Genomic DNA, 17,145 nt, shown 5'->3' on the forward strand with positions numbered 1-17,145 from the left:
AACGGGACAAGATAAACGGGCAGAGCCCTAAAAGAAAAGGAGACAACGAGATGAAAAAGATGAAAAAATTCTTCGCAGTGATTTTATCACTCGCAATGGTACTTGGAATGAGTATGACTGCTTTTGCAGCAGATAGTAAAGTTGCTATTAAGCTTAAAGGATTAGATGATGCAACTACTGTAAAGATTTTGCAGATTATTGAGCCAAATAAAGGTACAACATCTGGCTGGGCTTTTAAAAATGGTGCTGGTGCAAAATATGCGGAAGCATATAGTGTAGAAGATACTGACGCTAATGAACAGGCTATTATTTGGGGATTAATTAAATATAAAACACCGAGTGTAACACTTCCGAGTGGTGTTACTGCGATTGATGCCGATGCAACAAAAATTGCTACTGCCCTTCAGAAAGTAGAGAGTTTATCAGGATTTTCTAATACAGATTCAAAGACTTCTACAGAAGTAAGTGTTGCTGGTGTATACGCAATTAAAGCTACTGGTGAGAATTATACTTATAAGACAATGTCAGCGTATGTTGGATTTGGCGGTGTGGACAATACAAAGTATCCGGAATTAACAGGAACAGAAGTAGATGCTAAAAAATCTCCGGCAACTGTAGTAAAAACAACAAAAGATGCTGATAACGCAGTTGCAATTGGAGATATTGTAACATACGAAATCGAAACATATGTTCCAGTTATCGATCCTACAAAAACTGAAAACAGAACATTTACAGTTACAGATACAATCACAGGTGCAGACTATTATTTAACAGGTGACGGTGCTATTAAAAAAGTTACTGTTGATGGTACTGACAGAACAAGCGAGTTCGATATTGTACCAAATGGAACTACATTTACGGTAAACTTTAATTCATTAGTTCAGTCTTTATCTAATGAGAATGCTGGAAAGAAAATTGTTATTACATATACTGCTAAAGTAACTGCTGTTTCGGTTGATAATAAGGCAAATGTAAATTCTACAGACAAAAAAATAAATGGAAATACAGTAAAACTGTATACAGGTTCTATTGAATTAACAAAAGTAGATGCAAAACATACAGATAAAGGATTAGCAGGTGCTACATTTAATGTATTTAAGGATGGTGGAGTGACTCCATTAAAATTCACAAAAGATACTACTGATGGAGCATATAAATATGATCCAGAAAACGGTAGTGCAGATATTGTTACAGCAGATGGTGGTAAATTAGTAGTAAAAGGTCTGGACAAGGGAAGTTATCATTTTGAAGAGACTGTTGCTCCAGATGGATATTCTATCAATACAGATGGATTAACTGTTACATTGACATATGATGGAGATAAAGCAACAGCTAATTTCGAGAGTAAAGGTGAAAATAATGTAGTTAAAGATAGTACTCTTAATTCACTTCCTGCAACAGGTGGTATCGGTACTACAATCTTCACAATCGCTGGTTGCGCAATCATGATCGCAGCAGCAGGTTTCTTCTTCGCAAGCCGCAAGAAAGCAAACAGATAATCAAACCCAATAAGTAAAATTATTGAGTGAACCATAGAATCGGGGGCGATAGCCGCCCCCGATTAATTCAAAGAGATAAAATTTGAACTACAACAACAAGGAGAGCCCGGATGAAAAAGAAAGTCAATAAGTTATTCGTTATTATCATATTTTTAGCCGGTTTGTCCTTATTGCTGTACCCATTGGTAGCAAATCAGTGGAACAATCACAGACAGAAGCAGTTGATCAGCAATTACGAAAACTCGATTGAAGATCAGACCGCAGCAGGAACCATTGATTACGAAGCGGCCATGGCGCAGGCGCAGGCATACAACGATGCGTTGCTTCCAAGTATTTTGCCAGACTCTTTCGCAGTGGCAGCGGCCAGTGAGGAAGATGCAACCTATGAAAGCTGTCTGAATCTGGCAGGAGATGGCATGATGGGAATTGTAGAGATTCCAAAGATCGCCATTAAACTTCCAATTTATCATGGAACCAGTGATGAAGTGCTACAGAAAGCGGCAGGACATCTGGAAGGAAGTTCACTTCCAATTGGCGGCGAGAGCACACATGCAGTTATTTCCGCACACCGTGGATTACCGAGTGCATCACTTTTTACCGATCTGGACCAGATGGAGATCGGAGATCATTTCCTGATCCATGTGCTGGATGAAACTCTTTGTTACGAAGTGGATGATGTTTCCGTGGTAGAGCCGGAGGACACAGCAAAACTTGCCGTAGTAGATGGCGAGGATCTGGTGACACTGCTGACCTGTACACCTTATGGTGTAAACACACAGAGACTTCTGGTACAGGGACACAGAGTACCGTATGAGGAGCAGGCAGTAGCGGATGAGAAGACACCGCTCAGTGGAATCAGTTTACATACAAATTATTTGCTTTGGGTAATTGTCGGAATGGTAGTTACCGGAGTATTTATCCTTATATTATTTATCAGAGAGAAGAGACTGCGTAAGAAAGCAGAAGAGACAACGAAGGAATCCTGAGGATGAAAGAGCAAGAAAATGAAAAAAAGCCTGTGAAGAAGAAAAAAGGAAAGCTGGCGCCGGTTTTATTTGGACTCCTGTTTCTGATTGGATTCGGAGTCCTGGCTTATCCGACGATTTCCAACCAGTGGAACACGTATCGACAGAGTCAGCTGATCAGCAGCTATAATAATGAAATAGAAGAAATGACACCGGAGGATTTTTCCGAGGAGTGGCAGAAAGCAGAAGATTTCAATGCTACGATCACACACAATAACCTGTATGGGGATGTGTTTGGAGAAGACGACGGAGATTTGAAAAATACCGATTACTGGAAAGTACTGAATGTGGCAGATGATGGAGTCATGGGTTATCTGTCCATTCCAAAGATCAACATCAAACTGGCGATTTATCATGGCACAGCAGATGATGTATTGCAGACAGGTGTCGGACATCTCAATGGTACCAAACTTCCAATCGGAGGCGAGAGTACACACAGCATACTGGCAGCACACAGAGGGTTGCCAAGTGCAAAACTATTTACTGATATCGACCAGCTGGAGGCTGGAGATAAATTTTACATCCATGTCCTGGATGAGGTACTTGCCTATCAGGTAGATCAGATTTTACCGATGGTGGACAAGGATGACCATGAGACACTGGAAGATGCATTGAAAATTGAGGATGGTAAGGATCAGGTGACATTGTTTACCTGCACACCATATGGTGTAAACTCTCATCGTTTACTTGTAAGAGGAACGAGAGTGCCGTATAATGGAGAAGAGGATGTATCAGCAGAGACAGTGACAGATACTATGTTGCATGCAATTCAGAACTACTACATGCTGTATCTGATTCTTGGAATTGCGATCACAATTTTGATCATCCTTATCATGAAAATAGTATCAGGAAGAAAGCAGCGTAAGTCATAAACAGACATCTTGAAGGAGGAGACGAGGCGATGATGAGAAAAAGAGTAAAAGAAGGAAGTGCCATTTTCCTGGCTCTGGCGGTGGCGTTTTCCGTATTTGCTTTGCCGGGCGTATGGGCAGCGAATGCAATACAGGTGGACAGGACAGATTGCTCCGTAGAATTTTCTGTCGGAAGTGATTATACAGAGCTGCAGAAATCAGATGTGACAGTTGATTTATACAAAGTTGCTTCTGTGGACAAATCCGGTGAGTATACCGTAGTCAAAGATTTCAAGGGGCTGGATGTAAGTGGACTGAACATCGAGGACAAAGACGGATCCGCAGCGGAATGGGCGAAACGTGCTGAGACGGCAGCTCAGATGGCGAAAGCAGGCAGCATTACACCGAAGAAAGTTGTGACAAAAAATGGTATGGTGACAGCCAGCAAACTGGAGACAGGTCTCTACCTGATCTGTCCGGAGCAGGTTGTGACAGATAATTATACTTATACATTTGCACCATCCATGGTTTCTCTGCCGAATAACTATTATGGAAATGGTGGCAGCGACACATGGGTGTACAATCTGACTGGAGAAAACGGCATTACATTAAAACCGGAACAGCATGAGCGGTTTGGTGATCTCGTGATCAACAAGACACTGACTGCATTGAATGCAACCTCCGGAGACAAAGCAACCTTTGTTTTCCAGATTGATATCACAAAAGCGGACGGAACAACGGAGAGTAAAGTGGAAGCTCTTACCTTTGATGCGGCAGGTAAACAGTCCGCAAAGATCACCGGTTTACCGGCGGGCGCCCAGGTGAAAGTGACAGAGGTTTACAGCGGAGCTTCTTACGAACTGACATCCACGAACGGAGTTCAGACAACAATTACAGCAAATGATGAGTACAGCGCAGCTGACGCACCGACTGCAGAAGTATCCTTTATCAACGAGACAGACGGACGTACAAATGGCGGATACGGTGTAGTCAACCATTTTGAATTAGATGAAAATGGTCAGTATCAGTATATTGCTCAGGAAAAGTAAAAGGAGGGATGCCAAATGAGAAAGCTACATAAAACACCATTGGTTCTGGCAGCTGCAGCAATCGCTCTCACCGGCTCCCTGACCGTGGGAAGTGCAATGGCGTATTTCACGACATATGCCACAGCCCAGGGTGGTGTCAAAATGAACATGGGATTTACACAGACAGTCCCGAAGGAAGAAGTCGATGAAAACGGCAAGCATGTAACCATCCAGAATACCGGCGATTATGACTGCTTCGTCAGAGTGAAAGCATTTGCTCCGGTGGATTTAAGTTATAAAGCCCCGGATGGCGGCTGGACAGCCGGTGAAGACGGTTACTGGTATTACAATGAGGTACTTCCGGCAGGGCAGACTACCGCAAAGGAGCTGAATGTAAGTTATACATTCCCGGCCGGGGATGATAAAGCTTCTGAGTTCAACGTAGTTGTTATCCAGGAGTGTACACCGGTTCTGTATGATGCAGATGGAAATGCGTATGCAGACTGGAACAAAGTAGTGACAGCAGACAGTGACGAGACACAGGAGTAGGAGGTACATGAAAATGAAAAGAAAGAAAAAACGTTCATTTCCAAAAGTAACAGTCCTTCTTCTGGCGGCATCCGCAGTGCTTCTGGTTGGAAGCGGCGTTGGAAGCGCAAGGGCTGCACTGACATATTACAGTGAGAATTATTCCGTACAGATGAATATGCAGAGTATCGGTGTATCTCTGGTAGAAAATGACCAGGTGGTCAGCAGCAGAGATTACGCGGATGCGGATAAGTGGGAAGGAACCACAGAAGGTTCTCTGCTGAGCAATCTGCTTGGCGAGGACGAGAAGTTTACACCGGGTAAGAAATATGACGAAGCCATCAGCGTAACGAACAGCGGAAATATTGATACATTTGTACGTGTGACGATTACAAAAAGCTGGCAGGATGCAAATGGTGGCAAGAATACGTCACTGGATCCGCAGTTGATCGAGTTAAATTATCTGACCGATAACGGCTGGGTGATCGCAGAAGATCAGTCCACCACAGAGCGTACGGTTCTGTACTATACAAAGGCACTGCCAGTGGGAGAGTCCACACCGGCATTGTCTGATACACTCAGAATCAATGAATCCATCGCTTCTGAAGTGAACAAGACAGTAAAAGACAACACGATCACTTATACTTATAAATATGACGGTTATACCTTCCATCTGGATGCAGAGGTTGACGCAGTTCAGACACATAATGCAAAAGACGCGATCAAGAGTGCCTGGGGTGTGGATGTCAATGTGACAGAGGATGAGACCGGATTGAGTCTGCAGTAAGGAGGTACAGAAGGATGAAAAAGAAAATTTTGTGCCTTGTGCTGACACTTGCACTGACAGCAGGCATGGCAACAACTGCATTTGCAAGAGATTATCAGGGCGCTGACGGCTGGAATGTCACATTCGATGGCAGCAAGATGAGCAGTAATTTTCAGGATTCTGATGTGACGGATGAGATGGAAAATATCCAGCCGGGTGACAGCATCGAACTGAAGGTAGAAGTAACCAATTCCGACAGTGGCAGGACAGACTGGTACATGACAAATGAAGTGATCCAGACACTGGAGGATGCACAGGCGACTGCTGAGGGTGGCGGATATACTTATCGTCTGACCTACGTAGGAGCTGATAATACAGAAAACGTACTCTACGACAGCACAACTGTTGGTGGTGAGGGTGAATCCCAGTCTGGTGAAGGTTTGAAGCAGGTAGATAATTCCACGCAGGATTATTTTTACCTTGGCAGACTTGCTTCCGGCGAGAGCGGAACGGTACATCTGACGGTTGGTGTTGACGGCGAGACACAGGGTAATGGTTATCAGCTGACTCTGGCAAAGCTGCGGATGAATTTCGCAACAGAGAAAGTGACAGAAGCAACAACTACCATCAAAGAGAACAAAGTCGAGAAGAAAGTTCCGGGAAAAGATAATGTCATTACATTGACAAAACGCGTAAAGACCGGTGATACAAATCTGATGCTCAGATATTGTGCCATTGCTCTGTCAGCCGGTATCGTGTGTCTGTTCCTTGCAATTTTCTCTATGAAACGCAGAAAGAAAGAAGCTTCTGCCACACACAGGAAAGGAGAGATGTAAGATGTTCCGATTCAAAAAATTACTCGTATCTCTTCTGAGTGTGACTGTGATTGGAGTTATGGCTCCGGCAGTGACAGCCATGGCAGCTCCGACGACACCGTATACTTATAAAGTGACGTTATCTGCGGGAAATAAGGGAACCATCGACGGTCAGCAGAAAGTGGAAGAAGCGAATCTGAAAGCAGGTTCTACCATTTCTTTTGATCTGAACGATATTCAGGTGACAGATGAAAAGTATTATGTAAAAGGAATCCGCCTGAGCGGACGTGACAATGCGGAAGCACTGGCAGCTCCGGCATTCACTGTAGATGGCGATGCTGATTATGTGGTTGCATATGGTATCAAAGGTGAGCAGGTGGCATACACCGTAGAGTACAAAGATGCAGATGACAATGAATTGGCAGAAAGCCAGACATTTTATGGAAATATCGGTGATAAACCGGTAGTAGCGTATCGCTACATTGAAAATTATGTACCGCAGGCACTGGCTCTGACCAAAACTTTGAGCAAGAATGCAGCAGAGAATGTATTTACATTTACTTACAAACCAGGTGAGACCAATCAGGTGATTGAGACAACCACAACCATCACAACCGTTGTTCCGGGCAATACGGTTTACAATACTGTGACTGTACCGGCTGGTACGACAGGAACAACAGGAACAACCGGTGGAAACGCTAACGGCACAAACGCAGGTGGTACCAATGCAAACGGTACGAATGCAAATGGCACAAATGCGGATGACACGACCACACCGGGCGAAGGCACAGATGCGAACGGTGGTCAGGATGCAGATCAGGACAATACAACAGAAAGCCCTGATGAAGAGACACCGAAGGATCTGGTAGATCTGGATGACGAAGACACACCGACAGGTAATATTGATGCCGATAAGTCAGAAGGCGTAAAGACAATGAAGTTCAGTCTTGCAATCATCGTTGCAGCGGTAGCTGCTCTGATCGCACTGATCGTGGCTCTGAGACGTCGTTCAAAAGAGAATAAATAAGATAGACACAATATTTCATTCATCTATAAGAGGAATGATGCTCCCCGGGGCTTTTGGCTCCGGGGAGTTTTTGCATGTAAATGATGTTTGGGTTAAAAGATGCCTTACGAATTGTTCCGTACTTCGTACTCCCACAATTCTACCCAATATTCGCATATCGTGAAGCTGACGCTTCACTTTTATGCTCATATCGAGGCGGGTCATTAAGCCATAAAACCACTCCTGTGCAAGCACATCGTGGTTTCAGGCTTTTGCCCCTGGCATCATGTAAATAAAAGTAGTAAATATTACGGAAATCAGTTATAATATAAAAAGAAAATATGTTTGCAAAAATGGGGTGATAGAGTGAACGAAGCTAAAATCATGGAAGTTGTTACAAAGTTCGCTGAAGAAGCAAAGAAAATATATGGAACGAAATTAAAGGAAATTATTTTATATGGATCCTGTGCGCGGGGCGATTATAAGTCTGACAGTGATGTGGATATCATGGTACTTTTAAATGTTCCAAGAGAAAAGATAAATACAGAAAGAAACTTAATTTACGATATATCTGATAAATTGGATTTAGAATATGATGTTGTTTTGACACCAGTATTTCAAAATTATGATTTTTTCCAGAAATATATGTCAGCATCTGTTTTTTATCAAAATATTCAGCGGGAGGGAAAAAAGATTGCCTAATTATGATGCCATGCATATGGACTATGCAAAATACAGGCTAGAAAGAGCAAAAGATGATTTAGATACAGCACATTTGTTATATGAAGCTGGTAAATATCGAATCGCAAATAATAGAGCTTACTATGCGATTTTTCATGCATTGAGAGCAGTATTGGTGTTTGATGATTTTGATTCAAGCAAGCATAGTGGTGTCATTGCAGAATTTCGGAGAAGATATATCAAAGAAGGAATATTTCCTGTAAAAATATCTAAAATGATCGGAGAAGCATTTACGATACGAAATGCATCTGATTATGATGATATGTTTATAGCCAGTAAATCAGATACACAAGAGCAGATAGAAAATGCTGATTATGTATATGAACTGTTGGCAACGTATATTAATGAAAAAGTCGAGGAGAAGTAGTTTTGAGTAGAGAGAAGCACAAGAGAAAAAATCTGATTGCAACGTTACTTAGTGTGATTGGAACATTTTTACTCATAGTAGTAGTGGCAGCGTGTATTCCGCTGACAGTCCCGAAAGCCATGGGGTATCATCTATATACGGTGATCAGTGGAAGTATGGAGCCGGAAATTCCGGTTGGAAGTCTCGTATATATCAAATATGTGGAGCCAAAAGAGATTGTCGAAGGTGACGTGATTGCATTTTACGGATCTGATGCGGATGGCTCAATCATTACACACCGTGTCGTATCAAATAGTACCGCCATGGGTGAATTCATTACGAAAGGTGATGCGAACGAAGAGAATGATATGAATCCGGTAATGTACAATCAGTATATGGGAAAAATGGTTCGTTCCATTCCGAAAATCGGAGGTATTGTACAGACCATCATGGGGGGATCTGGTAAAGTTGCCGTTGGATGTGTGATCGGACTGGCAGTGGTGCTTGAAATCATTGCAACGTTGCTGAATCGGCGGGTGGATGATGACGAGGAAGAATAAATAGAGCTTTTGAGATACAAAGTGATTATTATGTGGGGAGAAAGTAAAATATCAATGAAATATTCTGTCTCCTGGCATGAGATTGTAAAAATAAAATTGCTGTAAATTTCACTGCGAATAAGTTGAATGATTCACAGCGAAAGGGTATAATAATAGAAGTAGAGAAGAGGTAAGCAATTTTTCGAGGAGGAAAGACAATGCCAAATATTAAACCTATTTCGGATTTAAGAAATTATACAACAGTAATCAATGAAGTCACCTATGGTAATAGAGTTTATCTTACAAGAAATGGACATGGACAGTGTGCAATTATAGATATGAAAGAGCTGGACGAATTAGATAAACAGAAAGCACTTTATACATTAATGAGCAAACTAAACGAAGCAGAAGTGTCTATTCGAGAAGAAGGAACAATATCAGCAGATGATCTGGAAACAGAACTGGGGGTATAATTGTATTGAAAAAAATAGAATATTCACAGATTGTAAGGAAAAAACTGAATCAGCTAAAAGCAGATTTGGTACAGGATTTTGGTGCTGAAGTTTCCAGAAAATCAGTGAAAAAGATAACAGATGCGGTGAGAGGTCTGGAGAATTTTGAAAAAAAGGGAATTGCCATATCTGCAATGTATAATATAGAATGCGATTATCGCTATTTATATGTTAGTCACAATTATGTTTTTTATAGAATTGAATCAGAAAAAATAATTATTGTTGAAATGTTTGATGAAAGAGAAGATTTTATGTATAAGCTATTTGGAATTTCAACAAGAACACAGGAATCAATAGATTACTGGGGCGATGAAAATTAAATAGCAACAGGGTATGTATGTATGATAAGAAACAAAAAAACAAAAAGATTATTTGAATTTTATTGACAAAGAAATGTCAATGTGATATAAATATAGTATACATGGTGTGTTACTGATTAGGCAGGCATTAACCGTGCATAGATATTTTTTTGATATTTATGTAGGGTTAGTGCCTTTTTTGTGGTTCGGCCGACATGAAAAAAGCTTCTTCCTGCTATGTGAATTCAAAAAATGGGTACAATATAACAACGAATGTCTATTTTGAGAGTGAGGAAAACTATGAAAGACAAAATTTTTGGAATTTTGCAGAGGGTTGGACGATCCTTCATGCTGCCGATCGCAATTCTGCCGGTAGCCGGTCTGCTGCTTGGTATCGGCGGATCTTTTACAAATGAAACAATGCTTGAAACTTACGGTCTGCTTGGTGTTATGGGACCGGGTACAGTACTGAACCAGATTTTGCAGGTTATGAATGCAGCCGGCAACATCATTTTCACGAATTTGCCGATCATATTTGCCATGGGTGTGGCCATCGGTATGGCAAAGAAAGAAAAAGCGGTTGCAGCGCTGGCAGCGGTTATTGCGTTTTTTATCATGCATGCTTCCATCGGAGCATTGATCAATATCAAAGGCGGCGCTGAGACAATGCTGTCCGGTTCTGTGACAGATGTATGTGGTATCACATCCTTACAGATGGGTGTATTTGGTGGTATCATCGTAGGTCTTGGTGTTGCAGCACTGCACAACCGTTTTTACAAAATCGAGCTTCCGCAGGTATTATCTTTCTTTGGCGGAACCCGTTTTGTACCGATTATTTCCGGTATCGTATTTGTTGGTGTCGGAATCCTGATGTTCTTTGTATGGCCGGTGATCCAGTCCGGTATCTACGCACTTGGTGATCTCGTACTGAAGTCTGGTTACGCAGGTACATGGGTGTATGGTTTCCTTGAGCGTTTACTGCTTCCGTTTGGTCTGCATCACGTATTTTATCTGCCATTCTGGCAGACAGGTGTGGGCGGAACACTCGAAGTTGGTGGAAAACTCATCGAAGGCGCACAGAACATCTTCTTTGCACAGTTATCTGATCCGACCGTGGATCATTTCGCAGTATCTGCAACCAGATTTATGTCCGGTAAATTCCCGCTGATGATCTTTGGTCTGCCGGGAGCAGCACTTGCAATGTACCGCACAGCAAAACCGGAAAAGAGAAAAGCTGTCGGTGGTTTATTACTTTCCGCAGCACTGACTTCCATGCTGACAGGTATCACTGAGCCGTTAGAGTTTACGTTCCTTTTTGTAGCACCGCTTCTGTATGGTATTCACTGCGTATTTGCAGGTCTGGCTTACATGCTGATGCATATTTGTAACGTTGGTGTCGGAATGACATTCTCCGGCGGATTTATCGATCTGTTCCTCTTTGGTATCTTACAGGGCAACAAGAAAACAAGCTGGGTATGGGTAGTGATCGTCGGAATCGTATACTTCATCGTATACTACTTCCTGTTTAGCTTCCTGATCAAGAAACTGAATCTGAAGACACCGGGCCGTGACGATACAGAAGAAGTAAAACTGTATACAAGAGCAGATGTCAATGCGAGAAAAGAAGGCGAAAATGGTGCCGCAGGGGATGATCCTGTTTCTGAGGGAATCCTGAAAGGTCTTGGCGGAAAGAAGAATATTTCTGACGTGGACTGCTGTGCAACAAGACTTCGTTGTACGGTATACAAACCGGAACTGGTAAACGATGCGATTTTGAAAGCAACCGGAGCTTCCGGCGTCGTTCATAAAGGAAACGGCGTTCAGATCATTTACGGACCGAAAGTAACGGTGATCAAATCCAATTTCGAGGATTATCTGGAGAAAGCTCCGAATGAGGAGATCAACACAAATGCACCGGCCGCTGAATCTGCACATACAGCAGACGACAGTGCAGCGGCAGAGGCAGCTGCTTCCAATGCAAATGAGCCAAAAGAAGTTGTAAAAGAGACAATCATCGTATCCAGCCCGATCACAGGTATCGCTGCTGATCTGGCAACTGCACCGGATGATGCTTTTGCAGGTAGAATGATGGGTGATGGCGCAGTGGTTACTCCGACAGCAGCAACGATCGTAGCACCGGAAGACGGACAGGTTATCTTTGTATTTGATACAAAGCATGCGATCGGATTTTTGACAGACAGCGGTTTATCTATGCTGCTTCACATCGGTATCGATACTGTAAATCTGGAAGGCAAAGGATTTACCTGCTTTGTAGAAAATGGACAGAGCGTGAAAAAAGGTGACAAGATGCTGGAGATCGACATTGATTATCTGACCGCAAATGCTCCGTCACTTTGTTCTCCGATTCTGTGTACAGAGTTAGAGGATAATCAGAAAGTCAGACTGCTGGCAGAGGGCGAGATCAAAGCCGGTGAGCCGTTATTTGCAGTAGACGTTTACGAAGAAGCGTAAAAAAATTTGAAACAGCCTCTGGGGTGGAAAAACAAAAACCCCAGGCTGCTTCAATAAAGAGATTAAATGATAAAGTGAGAAATGAACCATCATCAGGGTAAGGATAAGGAGAACAGTATGGCACAGGAATATAAAGGAAAATCCGTTTATAAAGGAATTGTTTTAGGACCGGTTGTAGTATTTAAGAAAAATGATGTACAGGTAAAACGGGGAAAAATCACTGATGCAGAAAGTGAGATCGCCCGCATGCAGGAAGCTGTAACAGCTTCACAGGAGCAGCTTCAGAAATTGTATGACAAGGCAGTGAAAGAAGTTGGCGAAGCCAGTGCAGCAATTTTTGAAGTGCATCAGATGATGCTGGAAGATGAGGATTATCAGGATGCAATCTGCAATATGATCCGCAACGAGATGGTAAATGCAGAATATGCGGTTGCTGTTACCGGAGACAATTTTGCAGAAATGTTTGCCAGCATGGATGATGATTACATGCAGGCGAGATCTGCGGATATCAGAGATATTTCCAACCGTCTGGTCCAGAACCTCTCCGGCAATGCACCGGTAGATATGAACGATATGGAACCGTCTATCATCGTGGCAGATGATCTGTCTCCGAGTGAGACCGTTCAGATGGACAAGGACAAAATCCTCGGATTTGTCACCGTACACGGTTCTACGAATTCCCATACTGCAATCCTTGCCCGGATGATGAATATTCCGGCGCTGATCGGTGTGCCGATGGATCTGGATGCGATGCAGAATGGCATGCAGGCAGTAGTTGATGGCTTTGAGGGCACATTTGTCGTAGAGCCTTCCGAGGAAGTGTGTGAGCAGACAAAAACACGCATGGCAGAGGAAGCGGAAAAGCAGCAGCTTCTGCAGCAGATGAAAGGCCAGGAAACGGTTACAAAAGATGGCAAAAAAGTGCATTTATATGCAAATATCGGAAGTGTGTCCGACATTGCAAGTGTGCTGGACAATGATGCAGAAGGCGTTGGTCTGTTCCGAAGCGAATTTCTGTATCTTGGAAAAACAGATTTCCCGACTGAAGAAGAACAGTTTGCAGCTTATAAGCAGGCGCTGCAGCTGATGGCTGGCAAAAAAGTGGTCATCCGTACGCTTGATATCGGTGCAGACAAACAGGTGGATTATTTTAATCTCGGTGAAGAGGAAAATCCTGCAATGGGTTACCGTGCAATCCGTATTTGCCTGAAACAGCCGGAAATTTTCAAAACACAGCTTCGCGCATTACTTCGTGCAGCTGTCTATGGAAATCTGTCTGTCATGTATCCGATGATCACTTCTACGGAGGAAGTGGAGCAGATTTTTTCCATTGTAGAAGAAGTGCGTGCTGAATTGGAAGCGGCAGAGATTCCGTACAAAATGCCGGAGCAGGGTGTCATGATCGAGACACCGGCAGCGGTTATGATCAGCGATGAACTGGCGCAGATGGTAGATTTCTTCAGTATCGGAACGAATGATCTGACACAGTACACATTGGCCATCGACCGTCAGAATGCGAAATTAGATGATTTTTATAATGCATATCACAAAGCAATTTTACGCATGATCCGCATGGTTGTGGAAAATGCACACAAATATGGAAAATGGGCTGGTATCTGCGGTGAGCTTGGCGCAGACCTGGAACTGACAGATGCATTTATGGAAATGGGTGTGGATGAGCTTTCGGTAGCTCCGTCCATGGTTCTCAAAGTTCGTAAAAACATCTGTGAATACACAGAAAAATAAATATAAAAGCGAATGAAAAGCCGGAGCAGAAAAAGGGCAGCAGCAGATCCTGAGCGGATGTGTGGCTGCTCTTTTTTGATTTGATAGGAAATTACGATGAATTTCCTATCAAACAAAAGCACTTCGTGCAAACGATGCGCACTCGCACGAGAAGAGATTCTTGCTTTGCAAGCGTGCTCGGCGCGGGCAAGAAAGATGTGCTATTGATAATTTTAAACGCGTAAGTGTGAGATAGCACACTTTCTTGTTTTTTGTTTTGTGGGTTTGAAAATGTAGTGTTCTATGCTAAAATACTTTTATCGCAGTTTGAGTTAAAACTCCCACTTTTGCAAGTGGCGAGTGATAGCAAGAATGACGAGGGCATTCTAAATTTAGTGGGAGAAGGAAGAAAAAAGATGTATCGCATATGTAAAGTATTGAACCATAACGGGGTGATTGCTCTTGATATGAACGACAGCAAAGAGTACGTTCTGCTTGGAAAAGGTGTCGGATTTGGAAAGAAAGTAGGAGAGCGTTTTGAGCAGCCGGCAGATTGTACGGTGTATTCCTTACAGGAAACCACTTCACGGGGGGAACCGTCAGAACTGATCAAATCCATCCAGCCGGAATATTTTCAGATAGCAAACCAGATTTTAAATGAGGCGGAAAGGCAGTTTGGAAAAATAGACCGGAGTATTTTATTCCCGATGGCAGACCATATCGCATTTGCAGTGCAGCGTCTGCAAAAAGGAGAACAGATTTCCAATCCGTTAACAGAAGATATCAAGACATTGTTTCATTCGGAATTCAAAGTGGCATCCAGGATCCGACCGATTCTGAGAGAAGAAAAGGGCATTGAGATTGATGACGATGAAGTTGGCTATGTGGCATTACACATTCATTCAGCACTGGAAAAAGAATCTGTTTCCGTGTCTATGCAGATGGCGCAGGCGGTGCGTGACTGTGTGTCATTGATCGAGGATCAGCGCGGTATCCGGATCAATGTGATGTCCTTGAGTTACAACCGTCTGATGAACCATGTGAAATATATGGTTGCCCGGGTGCTCAAAGGAGAATCCCTGAAAGTCAATATGAACGATTACGTACAGCATAATTTCCCGGAGTCCTATGAGCTGGCAACGACAGTCTGTGATCATCTCAGCCATGCATTGCACAAGCAGTTAGAGGAATTGGAAGTCGGGTATCTGGCGATGCATATTGAACGCGTCAGTCAGGATGATGAAAGCTAGAACACCTAAAAGATGTATGGGAGTTGTTTGAGGGGATTGGAATTTGCTATAAAAGAAAGAACCGCAGACTGACATTGCATGTCAATCTGCGGTTCTTTCTTTTATTTTGTTAAATATGCATTTAAAAGCTCAAGTGTATTTTTTACACCATCTACATGAGAACGCTCATAGTTATGGGAGGCATAGACACCCGGACCGATCAGTCCGTGACGGATATCAAAACCGCCTCGCAGTGTTGCTTCCACGTCGGAACCATAGTGCGGATATACGTCAATGGCATAATCGAGATCATTTGCTTTTGCAAGCTCGGACAGTTCTGTCACCAGATCGTAGTTATAAGGTCCGCCGGAGTCTTTGGCACAGATGGAAACCATGTGTTCCGTACAGGTGAGATCATCGCCGACACAGCCCATATCTACACAAAGCATTTCTTCCGTATCAGCAGGAATAAAACTTCCACCATGTCCGACTTCTTCATAAACGGTAAATAATAAGGAAACTTTGCGATTCAAAGTAAGTGCGCCATCAGCAACTTCTTTTGCAACGCCCAGAAGAATAGCGGCAGAAAGTTTGTCATCCAGGAAACGGCTTTTAATATAACCACTTGAAGTTACGACCGTGCGCGGGTCCATTGCGATAAAATCACCGACCTGTATGCCAAGTTCTTTCACATCTTTATCTGTGCTTACATTTTCGTCCAGAAGAATTTCCATATTTTCCTCTGTCGCTTCTACTTTCTGATCCGCTACGTGTGCGGACGGCTCCCTGTTTAATACGACACCGGTGTATATTTTTCCATCTCTTGTGTGCACGGTGCAGTTTTCACCGTCAGCAGTGCACCACTGATGTCCGCCGATGGTAGTTGGGCGCAGGCGTCCGTTGCTTTTGATGGAACGCACCATTGCGCCAAGCGTATCCACATGGGCAGCAAGGATCAATGGACTTCCTTCCCCACCGAGTGTTATAAGGATATTGCCCTTGCGGGAACATTCCGGCGTATATCCCATTTCTTCCAATGTGGAAATCAGATAGTGGCTCACTTCTTTTGTAAATCCTGACGGACTTGGAATAGAAGTCAGCTGCTTTAGCTGATCCGTAATAAAAGTAATAGTTGAATTTTCCATAATCAAACTCCTTAATAGTATATTTTTGATCTGTATGAATTATATGATTCATACATTTATAGCAAAGTAGTTTTCTCTGTTATTCTATAACGAAATAGAAAATAATTCCAGTACAAAAATAGGGCAGCGTCAGCTATGGCACAGTATGGAGTGAACGAAATGTGGTGGTATAGGGCAGCGTCAGCTGCGGCACCGTTTGGAGTGGATGAAATGCGGAGGCTGGCAGGAGGACATGCACAAAGGACGGTAGGGCATTTTTCGTTGCAGGAGCGAGCATAGCCTGCCTCCGGGAGTGTGTCTGAGCACGCTGTTTTTGCGTGCGAGTTCGCAGGAGGAGGCGGAGATAAGCGGCGCAGCGTATGCAGAAAAATGTCCGTGTCCGTGTGCATGTCCTCTGCCAGCCCCCATTTCAGGAAGGTAAAATTATACAAAAAAACCGGATTTTTCAGTACTGACTTTTGCCTGTTTTTACTTTATTATGGAAAAAAATCTGTAAAATATGGACAAAAGGAGGAAAAATGTACGCGTATCAAAAACAGCTGTCCGAAAAATAAATACAAAAAACAGCTATTTTGGTTGACCATTATGTAAAAAACGGGTATAATATAGAATATTGTCG

At 43.0% G+C, this 17,145-nt stretch carries 18 protein-coding genes; 17 read left to right on the forward strand and 1 reads right to left on the reverse strand.

What is annotated here, in order from left to right; translation table 11 throughout:
* Positions 1 to 50: 50 nt before the first annotated feature.
* The 16 genes from Q0I54_RS01500 (at position 51) to Q0I54_RS01575 (ending at position 15,402) form a co-directional block, all read left to right on the forward strand.
* Positions 51 to 1,499 carry a SpaH/EbpB family LPXTG-anchored major pilin gene (locus Q0I54_RS01500; protein ID WP_296115859.1) on the forward strand — a complete coding sequence of 483 codons (1,449 nt, stop codon included), beginning with the start codon at positions 51 to 53 and terminating at the stop codon, positions 1,497 to 1,499.
* Between the two features lie 110 nt (positions 1,500 to 1,609).
* Positions 1,610 to 2,485, forward strand: a complete 876-nt coding sequence (locus tag Q0I54_RS01505; protein ID WP_296115860.1) for a class C sortase — start codon at positions 1,610 to 1,612, stop codon at positions 2,483 to 2,485.
* A gap of 2 nt (positions 2,486 to 2,487) precedes the next feature.
* Entirely contained in the window at positions 2,488 to 3,396 is a 909-nt protein-coding gene (locus Q0I54_RS01510) for a class C sortase (protein WP_296115861.1), read from the forward strand.
* Positions 3,397 to 3,425: 29 nt separating this feature from the next.
* Entirely contained in the window at positions 3,426 to 4,424 is a 999-nt protein-coding gene (locus tag Q0I54_RS01515) for a DUF5979 domain-containing protein (protein WP_296115863.1), read from the forward strand.
* 15 nt (positions 4,425 to 4,439) lie between these two features.
* Complete coding sequence (locus Q0I54_RS01520; protein WP_296115864.1) at positions 4,440 to 4,952, forward strand: hypothetical protein; 513 nt, start codon at positions 4,440 to 4,442, stop codon at positions 4,950 to 4,952.
* Between the two features lie 13 nt (positions 4,953 to 4,965).
* Complete coding sequence (locus Q0I54_RS01525) at positions 4,966 to 5,718, forward strand: hypothetical protein (RefSeq protein WP_296115866.1); 753 nt, start codon at positions 4,966 to 4,968, stop codon at positions 5,716 to 5,718.
* A 14-nt stretch (positions 5,719 to 5,732) separates the two neighbouring features.
* Positions 5,733 to 6,533 carry a hypothetical protein gene (locus Q0I54_RS01530; RefSeq protein ID WP_296115867.1) on the forward strand — a complete coding sequence of 267 codons (801 nt, stop codon included), beginning with the start codon at positions 5,733 to 5,735 and terminating at the stop codon, positions 6,531 to 6,533.
* A 1-nt stretch (position 6,534) separates the two neighbouring features.
* A complete protein-coding gene (locus Q0I54_RS01535) occupies positions 6,535 to 7,539 on the forward strand; it encodes a hypothetical protein (RefSeq protein ID WP_296115869.1) in 1,005 nt (334 codons plus the stop codon).
* A gap of 363 nt (positions 7,540 to 7,902) precedes the next feature.
* Entirely contained in the window at positions 7,903 to 8,220 is a 318-nt protein-coding gene (locus Q0I54_RS01540) for a nucleotidyltransferase domain-containing protein (RefSeq protein WP_296115870.1), read from the forward strand.
* On the forward strand, positions 8,213 to 8,626 hold the full coding sequence (locus Q0I54_RS01545) for a HEPN domain-containing protein (protein ID WP_296115872.1): 414 nt from the start codon (positions 8,213 to 8,215) through the stop codon (positions 8,624 to 8,626). Before Q0I54_RS01540 ends, Q0I54_RS01545 begins: the two co-directional genes overlap by 8 nt.
* Before the next feature lie 2 nt (positions 8,627 to 8,628).
* Positions 8,629 to 9,165, forward strand: coding sequence for a signal peptidase I (locus Q0I54_RS01550; RefSeq protein ID WP_296115873.1), 537 nt, complete (start codon positions 8,629 to 8,631; stop codon positions 9,163 to 9,165).
* A gap of 197 nt (positions 9,166 to 9,362) precedes the next feature.
* Positions 9,363 to 9,617, forward strand: a complete 255-nt coding sequence (locus Q0I54_RS01555) for a prevent-host-death protein (RefSeq protein ID WP_296115875.1) — start codon at positions 9,363 to 9,365, stop codon at positions 9,615 to 9,617.
* A 5-nt stretch (positions 9,618 to 9,622) separates the two neighbouring features.
* Entirely contained in the window at positions 9,623 to 9,976 is a 354-nt protein-coding gene (locus Q0I54_RS01560) for a type II toxin-antitoxin system RelE/ParE family toxin (RefSeq protein WP_296115877.1), read from the forward strand.
* A 279-nt stretch (positions 9,977 to 10,255) separates the two neighbouring features.
* The gene (locus tag Q0I54_RS01565; RefSeq protein WP_296115879.1) at positions 10,256 to 12,427 is read left to right on the forward strand and encodes a PTS transporter subunit IIABC; all 2,172 of its coding nucleotides are present in this window, start codon (positions 10,256 to 10,258) and stop codon (positions 12,425 to 12,427) included.
* 117 nt (positions 12,428 to 12,544) lie between these two features.
* On the forward strand, positions 12,545 to 14,173 hold the full coding sequence (gene ptsP, locus Q0I54_RS01570; RefSeq protein WP_296115880.1) for a phosphoenolpyruvate--protein phosphotransferase: 1,629 nt from the start codon (positions 12,545 to 12,547) through the stop codon (positions 14,171 to 14,173).
* A gap of 395 nt (positions 14,174 to 14,568) precedes the next feature.
* Positions 14,569 to 15,402: a PRD domain-containing protein gene (locus Q0I54_RS01575; protein WP_296115882.1), complete on the forward strand. Its 834-nt coding sequence runs from the start codon at positions 14,569 to 14,571 to the stop codon at positions 15,400 to 15,402.
* 101 nt (positions 15,403 to 15,503) lie between these two features.
* Here Q0I54_RS01575 and Q0I54_RS01580 read toward each other — a convergent pair whose 3' ends face one another.
* Entirely contained in the window at positions 15,504 to 16,526 is a 1,023-nt protein-coding gene (locus tag Q0I54_RS01580; RefSeq protein WP_296115884.1) for a M42 family metallopeptidase, read from the reverse strand.
* A 135-nt stretch (positions 16,527 to 16,661) separates the two neighbouring features.
* On the opposite strand from Q0I54_RS01580, the gene Q0I54_RS01585 reads away from it, so the two are divergent.
* A complete protein-coding gene (locus Q0I54_RS01585; protein ID WP_296115885.1) occupies positions 16,662 to 16,805 on the forward strand; it encodes a hypothetical protein in 144 nt (47 codons plus the stop codon).
* The last annotated feature ends 340 nt before the right edge of the window (positions 16,806 to 17,145 follow it).

The sequence above is a fragment of the uncultured Eubacterium sp. genome, from assembly GCF_934295145.1.
Lineage (GTDB): Bacteria > Bacillota > Clostridia > Lachnospirales > Lachnospiraceae > Eubacterium_I.

What these genes read in the sequence shown, in the direction of transcription:
- Q0I54_RS01530 (WP_296115867.1), top strand. Translation starts at nt 5,733, where the DNA reads ATGAAAAAGAAAATTTTGTGCCTTGTGCTGACACTTGCACTGACAGCA.
- Q0I54_RS01505 (WP_296115860.1), top strand. Translation starts at nt 1,610, where the DNA reads ATGAAAAAGAAAGTCAATAAGTTATTCGTTATTATCATATTTTTAGCC.
- Q0I54_RS01520 (WP_296115864.1), top strand. Translation starts at nt 4,440, where the DNA reads ATGAGAAAGCTACATAAAACACCATTGGTTCTGGCAGCTGCAGCAATC.
- Q0I54_RS01540 (WP_296115870.1), top strand. Translation starts at nt 7,903, where the DNA reads ATGGAAGTTGTTACAAAGTTCGCTGAAGAAGCAAAGAAAATATATGGA.
- Q0I54_RS01555 (WP_296115875.1), top strand. Translation starts at nt 9,363, where the DNA reads ATGCCAAATATTAAACCTATTTCGGATTTAAGAAATTATACAACAGTA.
- Q0I54_RS01580 (WP_296115884.1), bottom strand. Translation starts at nt 16,526, where the DNA reads ATGGAAAATTCAACTATTACTTTTATTACGGATCAGCTAAAGCAGCTG.
- Q0I54_RS01515 (WP_296115863.1), top strand. Translation starts at nt 3,426, where the DNA reads ATGATGAGAAAAAGAGTAAAAGAAGGAAGTGCCATTTTCCTGGCTCTG.
- Q0I54_RS01535 (WP_296115869.1), top strand. Translation starts at nt 6,535, where the DNA reads ATGTTCCGATTCAAAAAATTACTCGTATCTCTTCTGAGTGTGACTGTG.
- Q0I54_RS01510 (WP_296115861.1), top strand. Translation starts at nt 2,488, where the DNA reads ATGAAAGAGCAAGAAAATGAAAAAAAGCCTGTGAAGAAGAAAAAAGGA.
- Q0I54_RS01585 (WP_296115885.1), top strand. Translation starts at nt 16,662, where the DNA reads ATGGCACAGTATGGAGTGAACGAAATGTGGTGGTATAGGGCAGCGTCA.
- Q0I54_RS01525 (WP_296115866.1), top strand. Translation starts at nt 4,966, where the DNA reads ATGAAAAGAAAGAAAAAACGTTCATTTCCAAAAGTAACAGTCCTTCTT.
- ptsP (WP_296115880.1), top strand. Translation starts at nt 12,545, where the DNA reads ATGGCACAGGAATATAAAGGAAAATCCGTTTATAAAGGAATTGTTTTA.
- Q0I54_RS01565 (WP_296115879.1), top strand. Translation starts at nt 10,256, where the DNA reads ATGAAAGACAAAATTTTTGGAATTTTGCAGAGGGTTGGACGATCCTTC.
- Q0I54_RS01500 (WP_296115859.1), top strand. Translation starts at nt 51, where the DNA reads ATGAAAAAGATGAAAAAATTCTTCGCAGTGATTTTATCACTCGCAATG.
- Q0I54_RS01575 (WP_296115882.1), top strand. Translation starts at nt 14,569, where the DNA reads ATGTATCGCATATGTAAAGTATTGAACCATAACGGGGTGATTGCTCTT.